Genomic DNA, 12,191 nt, shown 5'->3' with positions numbered 1-12,191 from the left:
CCACTACTCGGCCTGTGCGTGGAATATCTTTATTGAAATTTGCGGGATAAAATTTTTTATTGATAGCAGCTACACTCGAAGACTTATAAAAACTTTTGCATGTACACGCCACGTGTTTATGCTACGACTAATGAAAGCAGCCATCGCCCCGCAGACGGCACCATCTGCAAAAAGGTTTTCGCCCGATTTATATATAACAAGAATGGGAGTGATTTAATTTGAGCGACAATATTTTAACAGTCAATAATCTTTGCTCGTCGTTTTTCACGTCAGCGGGAGAAGTCAAGGCCGTAAATAATATTTCTTTCACCGTCAAAAAAGGTGAAGTACTCGGCATTGCAGGCGAGTCAGGCAGCGGCAAAAGTACAATAATGCTTGCTGTAATGGGGCTCAACAAAATAAAATCCGGCTCTGTAATCTTCAATGACAAAAATATTAACGACTATGACATTAACGAAATTCGCGGAAAAAATATTTCTATGATATTCCAGGACCCTATGACGAGTCTAAATCCTGTCTTGACAATCGGTTATCAAATGCGGGAGACTCTCAAGCGTCATAAATGGCAGGGCAATATAAATTCCCGCATAACAGAAATGCTCGAACGCGTCGGAATTACACCCGCAGAAAAAAGAATCTCGCAATATCCTCACGAATTTAGCGGCGGCCAGCGTCAAAGAATCATGATAGCAATGTCTTTATTGTGCAAACCTGATTTATTAATCGCTGACGAACCTACTACAGCACTTGACGTAACTGTCCAAGCAGAAATTTTGAAGCTATTAAAAGATTTGCAGCACGAGTCAAAAATGTCCGTAATTCTTATAACTCATGATTTAGGCGTAATTGCAGGCGAAGCAGATAGAGTCTTAATCATGTACGGCGGTCATATTTTCGAACAGGGAACGAGGCGCGAAATTTTTTATCAGCCTTCACACCCTTACACGCAGGGAGTATTAAATTCTGTGCCGAATCCTGACAACATCAAGCAGAAATTAACTCCCATTGAAGGACAACCGCCCGATTTGCTGAACCCTCCGAAAGGCTGCCCCTACGTGAAAAGATGTAATCACGCTATGAGGGTATGTCTTGAAAAATTTCCGGTTAATAATATCTTGTCAGAGACTCATAATTATAATTGCTGGCTGGGGGTGAAAAAATGAGCGCATTGCTTGAAGTTCATGATCTCAAGAAATATTTTAACGGTAATATAAAATCTCTTGACGGTGTGTCGCTTACTATCAATAAGGGTGAGACTCTCGGACTTGTAGGCGAGTCGGGCTGCGGAAAAACTACTCTCGGACGCACAATTATAAAACTTTATGAGCCTGACTCAGGAAAAATTATTTATAACGGTCAAGACATAACGCGCTTAAATTCTCGTCAAATGCTCCCGTTCAGAAAGAAAATTCAAATGATATTTCAGGATCCCTATGCGTCGCTTAATCCCCGAATGACAGCAGGCGAAATTATTCGTGAAGCTATGATTATTCACAATATCCCGAAAAACGAGCATTCAGAACGTGTAAATAAATTATTGCAGCTCGTCGGACTCAATAGTGAACAGTCTGGGCGTTATCCTCATGAATTTAGCGGCGGCCAGCGTCAAAGAATCGGAATCGCCCGTGCATTAGCTGTCGAACCTGAATTTATTATTTGCGACGAACCAATATCCGCGCTTGATGTCTCTATTCAGGCACAAATTGTAAATATGCTTGAGGACCTGCAAAAAAGTTTAGGACTCACATATTTATTTATCGCTCATGATTTATCAATGGTCAGGCACATAAGCACAAGAGTTGCCGTTATGTACTTAGGAAAAATTGTAGAAATCGCTGACTCTGATGAATTATATTCACGGCCTCTGCACCCTTATACAATTTCGTTGTTATCGTCGATTCCTGTTCCTGATCCCGACAAATCAGACGCAAGAAAAATTTTATCTCTTGAAGGTGAAGTCCCAAGCGCGTTAAATATTCCGTCTGGGTGTAATTTTCATACGCGATGCAGCAAAGCAAAACCGGAATGCAGGACTCTTCACACAATTTTACAAGACAAAGGAGAAAATCATTTATGCGCATGTCCATTCGTATAATATTTATAATTTTAATTTTTGCCGGTGCAGCTAGTGCCGGGCCTCGTGAAATAATTTATAATTTGGGCGTTGATCCGAGAACTATAGACCCGTTTTTAAATCACGCTCTTGACGGCGGACAAGTTGACGCAAACATTTTTGAAGGTCTTGTGCGGAGGGGCTTTAATGACAAGATAGAACCTGCCTGCGCTGAAAGTTGGGACATTTCGCCGGACGGTCTTACATGGACATTTTATTTGCGGGATAATTTAAAGTGGTCGGACGGGAAAAAATTAACTGCTCAACACTTCAAAGATGGTTTTATGCATTTAATAGCTCCTGAGACGGCTGCACCAAATGCTAATTACGGATTCTTTATCAAGAACGCGGAAAAATTTTACAAAGGCGAGGCAAAAGCTGAAGAGGTCGGACTCTCTGTTCCTGACGGGAAAACTTTTATTATCACGCTCGAATACAAGAATCCCTTAATGTTAGATTATATGTCCTTCCAAACATTTGTACCGGCTCGAATGGACGTAATAAATAATAATCCGCGGGGATGGGCAGCTAGACCGGAAACTATTGTATCAAACGGTGCATTTATTCTCTCAAAATGGAAACACGGCAGCGGCGGAGAAATTGTTTTGCTCAAGAATAATAATTACTGGGACTCAGAGAACGTGAAAATTGATAGATTGCGCTTTGTCTTAATCGGGGACTCTAACACAGCACTTGCAGCCTTCAAAGCAGGAAAAATTGATTATATAAGCTCAATACCGGCTAGAATTTTACCTGCTCTCTTGAAAACTGGTGAAGCAAAATCACTGCCTGCACTGGGAACTTCTTTTATTGATTTTAACTGTGCTCATAAACCTTTTGATGATTCAAGAGTCAGGCGCGCATTTACCCTCGCAGTAGACAGAAGCATTATAACCGATAAACTTTTGGGAAGCGGCGAGAAACCAGCAACGGGGATTGTAAGTTATTTAGTGCCTGGAGTAAATATTTCGCAGGATTTCAGGACGGAGGGCGGCGCGTTTTTGCCGGTTAGTGCAGACGTTGAGCAGGCCAGAAAACTTTTAGCTGAAGCAGGTTATCCAAACGGTGAAAATTTCCCGGAAGTGTCATTAAAATATAGCGGAAAACCGGGAAGTAATATGCTCGCTGAAGTCTTGCAAAACATGTGGAAGCAGGTTTTAGGCGTAAATGTCGGTCTATTAAATGAAGAATGGAAAGTATTTCTTCAATCAATGCAGGAAGGAAATTTTGATATGGCCGCAAGCAGCTGGATTCTTGATTTTCCTGATGCGTCGAATATATTAGATACTTATAAATCTGACTCGCCTCAAAATGACATGAGCTGGAAAAATTCAGAATTTGACGAACTAATGCGAAAATCAGCCCTCGAAATGGATCATTCAAAGCGTATAAATTATATGCACGAGGCCGAGAAAATTTTAATGCGCGAAATGCCTTCATTACCGTTATATTTCTTGTCGTCGCCTGAAATGAAGAGTGAACGCGTCAAAAATATATATCAATCTCCACTAGGAATTATTTTATTCAGGACGGCCGAAATCGTGAATGAGTGAGTCTTTTCCGCCGCCGAGCAGGGTGGGTGGGTGGGGCGAGGCGGCGGAGTCAAACTTTATATTTACATCATGCTGCGATAAAGTGCTTTAATCTCTTTAACGTTTGTATCTCTGGGATTGCCGGGACAGCAAGCGTCTGCAAATGCACTGTCGCTCAAAAATTGTACGTCCTCATCTTTGAGAATACCCTTTAAATTCGGCGCGATTCCTACATCAGCAGAAAGTTTTTTCACAGCGTTAATAGTTGCTTGACATGCCTGCTCATCGTCCATTGAGTCAATACCGTCAACTCCCATTGCTTTGCCTATTGCGCGATAACGTTTTCCGGCGGCTGGTGCGTTGTATTCGAGTCCATAAGGCAAAATTATTGCACATGCGACTCCGTGCGGTGTGTCATAAAGTGCGCTTAATCCGTGAGCCATGCTGTGAACGATTCCGAGTCCTACGTTAGAGAATCCCATACCAGCAATATATTGACCGAGTGCCATTCCCTCGCGGCCTTCTGGAGTTCCTTCTACTGCTCCGCGTAAACTGTGAGAAATTAATTTAATCGCCTCAAGGTGGAACATATCACTAATTGCGCAATGACCTTTTGTGATATAACCTTCTATCGCGTGAGTCAGTGCGTCCATGCCTGTTGAAGCTGTTAAACCCTTAGGCATTGAAGACATCATATCGGGGTCAACTACTGCGATTTCGGGAATGTCATTTGTATCGACACAAACAAATTTGCGCTTTTTCTCAACGTCGGTGATGACATAATTAATTGTAACTTCTGCGGCTGTTCCTGCTGTTGTCGGCACTGCAATAGTAAATACTGCGTGAGTCTTTGTCGGTGCAACGCCTTCAAGTGAGCGGACATCAGCAAATTCAGGGTTGTTAATTATAATTCCGATCGCCTTTGCTGTATCCATTGACGAGCCGCCGCCGATAGCAACTATTGAGTCAGCGTTTGCCTTCTTGAATGCTGCTACACCGTTTTGAACGTTTTCAATTGTCGGATTTGGCTTAATGTCGCTGTAAATTTCGTAAGCGATTCCGGCCTTGTCAAGTAAATCCGTAACTTTTTGAGCGACTCCGAACTTGATTAAACTTGCGTCAGTGCAGACAAAAACTTTTTTTCTTGCCGCGCGCTTTGAGTTCAGGTGCAATATTTTCGATCGCGCCTTTACCGTGATAAGAAATATTATTCAGTACGATACGATCTGCCATAAAAAATTTCTCTCCTTTGTTATATTATGAATGCTGTAACGATAGATAGCCTTCACGGGGCTTTACGTTAAATTTTACTGCTAAAGACTTCAAATTTTCATCAGTGATATTATTGACTCTCGGTAAATGTGCAGTCTTCAAGAAAATTTCTGCGGCCTTCTCTGCTGTCTCGATTAACCCGAAAGCGTCATCTAAATTTTTGCCCGCTGCATATAGTCCGTGCATCGCCCATAAAACGAGTCTTGAAGATTTAAATTTTTCTGCTGTAGCTTGGCCGATCTCGTTGGTTCCGCATAACATCCAAGGCAAAATATTAATTCCGTCGGGAAAAATTATTATTGATTCAGTCGCCATTTGCCAAAGGGTCCGAGTAAATTTTTTCTCGTCGAATTCATGAACATAAGTCATCGCAAGTAAATTAGTCGCGTGGCAGTGAAGAATGACTCTATTTTGCGAATCTATAGCGAGTCTTGAAGAATGACTCATCATGTGCGCAGGAAATTCGCTCGTTAAATTGCCTCCGTCAGTTAATCCCCATAAGAGTCGCGCTTTTCTTCCGTTGTCTAAGATTTTCACGAGTCCCAAATTTAAAGCCGGGTCATACTGCACATTTTTGAAATATTTGCCTGTACCGGTAACGATAAAATATTTATTGTCGAGTAAAGGAGTCTCGAATCCCGTATTAAATTCGCGGATAAAATTATTTGTGTCGCAGTAATCTTTTATTTCTGACTCGTCTAATAACAGCGATAAATTGCCGGAATTTCTTTCGTCCCAGCCGTGATTATACATGTTCGTGAGTGTGCGTGTAAGCTCGATTAAAAACGGTGCCGATAAAATATCTTTCACTTGTTATCACCTGCTGCCCTCTCTAAAATTTTTATGATTAATCTGCTCGCTGACTCCATTACTTGAACGGAAACAAATTCAAATATGCTGTGCCAGTTGTGAGCTCCCGTAAAAATGTTCGGCGTAAGAAGTCCCCGCCACGATAAAGCAGCTCCGTCAGTGCCTCCCCTGATAGGCAAAATAACGGGTGTAATCTGCAAATCTTTCATTGCGTTAATGGCCAAGTCTACGGGATACATATTTTCGCGAAATTTTTCTAACATATTGTAATACTGATCTGTGATTGAGAGTTCAAATTTTGCAGCATTATATTTTTCTTGAAGGGTGTTAATGCATTGAGTCATGAAATTTTTGCGCGCCTCAAATTTTTTCATGTCATGATCTCGGATTATAAATATTATTTCGCCTTCTTCCGGTGTGCAGTTGAAGCTCAAGCAGTGATAAAAGCCTTCTCTGCCTTCTGTTGTGGCCGGAGACTCATTTGACGGTAACATGTTTAATAATTCATTGCCGAGCATTACAGCACTAACCATGATATTTTTTGCTGCTCCCGGATGAACTGACCGCCCGTGAATCTTTATTACAGCCTGTGCAGCGTTAAAATTTTCGTAACTTATTTCGCCGAGTTCTCCGCCGTCGACAGTGTAAGCAAAGTCAGCCGCAAATTTTTTGATGTCAAGATGACTCGCAAGTTCGCCGATTTCTTCATCAGGAGTGAAAGCGATTTTCATATCACCGTGTTTAAATTCCGGATTAGCGAGCAGCCAGTCAAGTGCACCGATTATTTCAGCGATTCCGGCTTTGTCGTCCGCGCCTAATAAAGTTTTGCCGTCAGTAACGATTAAATCATGATTTACATATTTTCTCATGTCGGGGAAAATTTCCGGCGATAAAATTATATTTTCATTTAATGCTATGTTGCTGCCGTCGTAATTATTTATGATTCTTGCTTGAACATTTGCACCGCTTGCACTGGGTGAAGTGTCCATGTGTGAAATAAAGCCTATTGCAGGAATTTTTTTATCAGTGTTGGCAGGAAGAGTCCCCGTTACATAAGCGTGTTCAGTGATTGTTACGTCTTTAAGTCCGCGTTCCTGTAATTCATTGAACAACTCGCGCGCTAAAGTAAATTGCTTTTCTGTGCTGGGAATGACTCCGGCGTTTTCCTGCGATTGAGTGTCATATTTTATATATTTTAAGAAATGCTCTAATGTCGTGTACAAATTTATAATGCCTCCTGAAAAAATTATACTATTTTACGGCGATAATGGGCGCGTAAATTGTCCCCTTATTGAACCATGCAGAAATTGTGATTAAATGATTTTCCGGGACTGCAAAAATTTCTTGTCCGGTCTCGTCGTAAAATTCTGCGATTAAGTCATCTTCTGAAGGCTCGCTATTTTGAGGCATTGCCAACCAAATTAATTTTTCGCCGATATTAATATTTTCATCAAGTTCGACTTCAAGTTCATAGAGTCCGCTTTCTGTTACATGAATCTCAGGTAATACAGCAGCAATTATATAATCGTTCGAGAGATTTATATTTGTTGTTGAAATATTGCGTTCAGGGCCGATTATTAATTTTTCTGGTGAGACAATAATTTTTTCAGGCTCATTAAGTGAATCGCTTGCACTTGTTGAATCGTTCGAGTCTTGAGTCTGAGTCTCGTTATAAGCCTTCTTCGAGTCAGGATTATTATTTATCACGAGATTAAAAATTTTGCTGGTCTCTCGTTGTGAGTAAGAATCCGGAATCTTTGCATTGTAGGCCGTAATTGTGATTGCATAATTGCCGGGTTTAGCTGTTGGTTTGCCTGAAATTTTGCCGGAACTCGAAATTTTTAACCCGGTTGGGAGTCCTTCTGCGCGCCACTGAATTTTTTTATCGCCCGTTGCTGTGAGTGAGAATTTATAAGAATTGTTATACGTTGCGTCGGGTAAATTTTCAGTTGTAATTGCAGGAGGATTATACACGGTCAAAGTATATTTTTTGCGCTTAATTTTGCCGGTCATATTTGTTAGCTCAACAGAAATTTTGAATTTTCCTGACTCTGCCGGTGTTCCTGAAATTTTGCCGGTGCTTGAGTCTCCTGTCATGCCTTCAGGGAGTCCTGTAAATGACCATGTTAAAGGCTTTGTCCCTGTTCCTGTGCAAGTAAGCGAATAGCTTTGACCTTTTACGGCTGCTGATCTTCCGTCATGAGTAATTGAAGTTATCGCGGGCTTGTCTGCGTCAATTTTTAGAGTCATTGATTTATTTGCGATTCCTGCATCGTTTGAGGCTGTAACATTTATTTTGCCCTTGAAAAATTGAGTCGGTTTTCCCGAAATTTTCCCTGTCTCAGAGTTAAGAGTCAAGCCTTCCGGTAAATAATCAACGCTCCATTTGACTGGATTCGAACCTTTAGAAATTGTCAGAACTGTTGAATATTCTTCATAGACTCGGCCTGTTGATATTTTTGCGGAAATTTTCGGCGCGACAGGTTTTATTACGAGCGAAAAACTTTTTTGAGTCGAGTCATTAGCATTAGAAGCCGTTATTATCACGTTAAATTTGCCGTACTCTGAAGGTTTGCCCGAAATTTTGCCCGTTGTTGAATTAATATTCAAGCCTTCAGGGAGTCCCGACGCTGTGAAGTTATTTGCGCCCTTAGCTTTGACGGTTGAGCTGTAATTTTTCCCATGAGTGCCGGCCTTGAGAGTCTCTGTTGTGATTTCGAGTGAAGTTCCCGACGCTGTAACTATTATTGTAAATTCTTTAGAGTCTGATTCATTACCGTTTGAGGCTGTAACAGTAAATTTATAATTTCCTGCCTTTGACGGTTTGCCGCTTATGAGTCCTGACTTGCTGAGATTCAAGCCTTCAGGAAGTGAACCCGATTTTATCTGCCATGTTATATTGCCTGTGCCTGACGCTTTTAGCTGGAACGAGTAAGATTTATTAATTTGCGCATTGGTTATATTATTAGTAACAATTTTTACAGGGCTGGAAGAATCGCGGATAATTTTTACTCCTGGATCGCAATATATAGCAGAATCTGTTAAATTTGGGCAGTTGACCGCGTAAATTTGCGTTAATTTATTGCCGGTACATTCAAGAAATACAAGTTTCGAGCAATTATTGACTCTTAATTCCGTAAGACTGCTATTTGTGCAAATAAGATTTCTCAATGCAGTGTTGCTTACGTTTAAATACGTCAATTTATCAACATTTCCTATATCTAAGTCAGCTAATTTCGTGAGGGTGCTTAAATCGAGCCGTGTTAATGGATTGTTGAAAAATTCTACTTTTACAAGTTCGGTGCAGGACGCTAAATTTATTTCTGTGATTTGATTATGATTGCAGCTAATTTGTGTCAATGCTTTATTTTTGCTTAAATCCAGCTTTGTCAGCTTATTATTGTCAGCATATAAAGTTTTAAGCCCGCTAAAATATTCAATTCCGGTTAAGTCTTCAATATCATAGTATGAAAGATACAATTCTGTAATTTTTGTTACGTCAACATCGGCCTTGCGAATAATATGGCCTGAATTGTGCCTATACAAAAGTATACTATATCTGAAACTTTTATCGGGAAAATGAATATAATCAATCGGCAAATCTCCGTCAGCGCAAATAATTTCTACTTTGTCATTATCGCATAGAAGATATTCTAAAAATGAGCATTTGCTGACATCAAGACGGGTTAATTTGTTCCCCCCGCAATAAATACCTTCAAGTGAGCTGCAATTATCTAGCCGCAATTCTTCAATCTGGCAGTCGTGGCAATGAAGCTGCGTTAATTTCGTGAGGTTGCTCAAGTCTAAGCGCGTTAAAGAATTATCGGAGCAATAAAGCTCGGTTAAATTTTTGCACGAACTTAAATCTAACTGTGTTAATTTGTTCCCACTGCATGACAAATCTTCAAGCTCAGGGCAGTTATTGAGATTCAGACTCGCCAATTGGTTATGGGAGCAGTCTAAATTTTTCAACGCCGAATTATTCGCCAAGTTTAATGAAGCAATGTTATTATCATGGCAATGAAGCCACTTTAAATAACGGCACGTGCTGACGTTGAGACTCGTTAAAAGATTCATGTCGCAATTCAGGTCGACAAGTTCAGGGCAGTTATCAAGATTTAATTTTGTAATTTGATTGCCAGCACAGTTAATATAAGTTAATGCATTACAGTCGGTTATATTTAGTTCAGTGATTGAATTTACTGCGCAGTCAAGCCACTTTAATTTAGGATTCTTGCTCAAGTCTAATTTTGTGAGCTTGTTCTCATGACATGTTAAAGCTTGCAGCTCTGTTAAATATTCAATGCCTGTCAAATCTGCTATATCTCTGCTTGATACATTAATGTTTGTTAGATTATACATGTTAGTATTTAACAAGCAGTTTCCCGCGACATCGTCAAGTATACAATCTCTGAAATTAGCATCGGGAAAATGAACATAATCAATCGGAATATAACCATCAGCGCAAATAATTTGTGTCTTGTCAGAGTCGCAACGAATATACTCTATTTTCGGGCATTTACTGACATCAAGATACGTCAAATTATTGTTCTCGGCATAAATATAAGTGAGTTCGCTGCAATTTTCGACTAATAATTTTTTAAGCTGACTACAGCCTTGACAGTTGAGATATTCAATATTTGTACTTCCGCTCACATCAATACGAGTTAAATTTTTATAGCTTAGATCTATATAAGTGAGATTAGGACAATTACATGCGGTAAACTCTTTTAAATTTGGAAAATCATAAAGGTAATAAGTGCCGATCCCAGATATTGCAGTTCCGCTGATGTCAAGTTTTTCTACTGACGGATAAGACGTAAGTAGAAATTCTGCAAGAGAGCTGCACCCGCTGAGATTCAGTGTAGTAAGATTGCTAAATTCTCCTATTAACTCTGTAAGGGCAGTACAATTTATTACATTGAGAGTCTTCAAGTTAGGCGAACCGTAATAAAGAGTCTTTAACTTGGGATAATCCCTCACGCTTAAAGATTCAAAATTGTTGTTCGAACAGTCAAGATATTCGAGATTCACACAGCCCGACATATTAAGCCATTGAAGCTCGTTAAAGCTGCAGTAAAAAGTTTTCAGGTTTGTGCATCCGCTCACGTCAAGAACGCCGGTTATTTGGTTGAAATTGCAACCTATAGTCTCAAGTTTTGTGCAGCCGTTTACGTTCAAATTTGTTAAATTATTTCCTGAGCAGTTAAGCTCAATGAGATTTTTACAGCCCGTTACGTTAAGAGTCGTGAGATTATTTCCTGAACAATTTAATTTTTCCAGCGCGGTGAAGTAATTTATCCCGACGAGACTCGAAATACTTTTGCCCGATAAATTAAATTCTTTAATCTGCGCTATCATTTCAGGCGTAAACACGAGCTCATCACTATCATATTTGCTGCTGAATAAATGAAAACTGTTAAACTTGTTCAGCAACTCCGTCCAGAAATTGGAATCCGTTTTTGATCTCTCAAATGTTACATTGCCGTTAGAGTCGCGTCTGGGTGCGTTATTGTCAGGTTGCGGAGCTTCTTCTACAATAAATTCGTAATATAATAATCTGTCGTGAACCCAGTCGAGAGAATTTCCCGTAAATGTAAATACATATTTTCCCGCTCTTGAAGGTGTGAAATCAAATACTAGATAACCAATTGCACTGTCCTTCACACATTCCCATCTTACATTTGAAATAGTGCATCCGTCCGGCAAAGTTCCGGAAGTAAGAGTCCAAGTTACCATCTCAGACCTTACTGACCAGCAGTCAAACACAGTTTCGCCGTAATAATGAGTATTTACTTTTGCAGGCATGGGAATAACCTGCAGACATTGACCTAAATCAAAACCGTTAACAGGCGGTCCCGGAAATCTGTAGAAGCTGACACCTCCATTTGCGCCCGCATTAGCATAACAACGCGCAAGAGTCTCCCATGAGAAAAAATTTCTCCCGATATAGCCTTGTATGTATTGATTATCTGCATTTTTTCGATATAGTTCTTTCTGCTGAAATCCTGACTGAAGGAAATAAACGCCGTCATCAGTTACTTCTGCGATTATTGCTGTGTGCTGGGTTGAAGAATATCCTCCGCCGGTATTCCAATACATTTGGACAACGTCTCCGATTTTAGCGTTAAAAAATTTCTTCTTGAGAGTCTCACGTAAATCTGCATTATTTGTCAGTCCCGACGAAGACCAGCACGAATCATAAGCAGTCAAGCCGCTGAAATAAGGTTTATTATTAACTACAGATCCGCCTGGCAATGTCCTGCCTTCATCTCTTAATACTGCCTGGACAAAGTGAAAACAGTCACTCGATTTATCATGAGCAGAATAATTTTGACGATAATAATTAATATCATCATAATACGGCGCAGGAACAATAATTGTATCCGCATACGATAAATTTTCCGCGAAAAATATAAATGCGCACACTAATAGCACCAAAAATTTTTTCGTGTTCACGCAAA

The 12,191-nt window shown here is 40.1% G+C and carries 7 protein-coding genes and 1 pseudogene; 4 read left to right on the top strand and 4 right to left on the bottom strand.

What is annotated here, in order from left to right:
- The 4 genes from IJT21_09920 to IJT21_09905 all read left to right on the top strand — a co-directional run.
- Positions 1–217, top strand: a 217-nt coding sequence (locus IJT21_09920) for a hypothetical protein (GenBank protein MBQ7578565.1), incomplete at its 5' end; no start/stop codon positions are given.
- A gap of 1 nt (position 218) precedes the next feature.
- Entirely contained in the window at positions 219–1,163 is a 945-nt protein-coding gene (locus IJT21_09915; GenBank protein MBQ7578564.1) for an ABC transporter ATP-binding protein, read from the top strand.
- Complete coding sequence (locus tag IJT21_09910; protein MBQ7578563.1) at positions 1,160–2,095, top strand: ATP-binding cassette domain-containing protein; 936 nt, start codon at positions 1,160–1,162, stop codon at positions 2,093–2,095. Before IJT21_09915 ends, IJT21_09910 begins: the two co-directional genes overlap by 4 nt.
- Complete coding sequence (locus IJT21_09905) at positions 2,074–3,666, top strand: peptide ABC transporter substrate-binding protein (protein ID MBQ7578562.1); 1,593 nt, start codon at positions 2,074–2,076, stop codon at positions 3,664–3,666. The genes IJT21_09910 and IJT21_09905 overlap by 22 nt, the downstream gene beginning before the upstream one ends.
- Positions 3,667–3,728: 62 nt before the next feature.
- Here IJT21_09905 and fucO read toward each other — a convergent pair.
- From fucO to IJT21_09885, 4 genes and pseudogenes are all read right to left on the bottom strand, one after another.
- Positions 3,729–4,878: pseudogene (fucO, locus tag IJT21_09900) on the bottom strand (lactaldehyde reductase).
- Between the two features lie 24 nt (positions 4,879–4,902).
- Positions 4,903–5,727 carry a rhamnulose-1-phosphate aldolase gene (gene rhaD, locus IJT21_09895; protein ID MBQ7578561.1) on the bottom strand — a complete coding sequence of 275 codons (825 nt, stop codon included), beginning with the start codon at positions 5,725–5,727 and terminating at the stop codon, positions 4,903–4,905.
- Entirely contained in the window at positions 5,724–6,950 is a 1,227-nt protein-coding gene (gene pepT, locus IJT21_09890; protein ID MBQ7578560.1) for a peptidase T, read from the bottom strand. The genes rhaD and pepT overlap by 4 nt, the downstream gene beginning before the upstream one ends.
- A gap of 28 nt (positions 6,951–6,978) precedes the next feature.
- Positions 6,979–12,186: a putative Ig domain-containing protein gene (locus IJT21_09885; protein ID MBQ7578559.1), complete on the bottom strand. Its 5,208-nt coding sequence runs from the start codon at positions 12,184–12,186 to the stop codon at positions 6,979–6,981.
- Positions 12,187–12,191: the final 5 nt, after the last annotated feature.

It is taken from the genome of Synergistaceae bacterium, from assembly GCA_017443945.1.
GTDB lineage: Bacteria > Synergistota > Synergistia > Synergistales > Aminobacteriaceae > JAFUXM01.
This window is presented reverse-complemented; position numbering and strand designations above follow the sequence as displayed.

Excerpts from the sequence above, each read along its gene's own strand:
- IJT21_09910 (MBQ7578563.1), top strand. The coding sequence starts at position 1,160 with ATGAGCGCATTGCTTGAAGTTCATGATCTCAAGAAATATTTTAACGGT.
- IJT21_09905 (MBQ7578562.1), top strand. The coding sequence starts at position 2,074 with ATGCGCATGTCCATTCGTATAATATTTATAATTTTAATTTTTGCCGGT.